Origin of the sequence: Streptomyces actinomycinicus (genome assembly GCF_016741775.1) — a bacterium.
GTDB classification, from domain to species: domain Bacteria; phylum Actinomycetota; class Actinomycetes; order Streptomycetales; family Streptomycetaceae; genus Streptomyces; species Streptomyces actinomycinicus.
Window position 1 is genome coordinate 1 of the sequence record NZ_JAERRK010000104.1, and the last position, 248, is coordinate 248.

General features: G+C 69.8%; 1 protein-coding gene. It reads left to right on the forward strand.

All coding sequences use genetic code 11. From position 1 onward, the window contains the following. Nucleotides 1-248, forward strand: a 248-nt coding sequence (locus tag JK359_RS38700; protein ID WP_201844433.1) for an AMP-binding protein, incomplete at both ends; no start/stop codon positions are given.

Below are 248 nucleotides of genomic sequence, written 5' to 3' on the forward strand. Positions count from 1 at the left end.
ACCCTGCCGGGCTTGTTCGAGCGTCAGGTGCGTTCGGTGCCGGATGCCGTGGCGTTGGTGTGCGGTGGTGTGGAGCTGTCGTACGCGGAGCTGAACGAGCGGGCGAATCGTCTGGCCCGGTTCCTGATCGGGCGGGGTGTGGGTCCGGAGCGGTTCGTGGCTGTGGTGATGCCGCGGTCGGTGGAGCTGGTGGTGGCGCTGCTGGCGGTGGTGAAGGCCGGTGGTGCGTATGTGCCGGTGGACCCGGG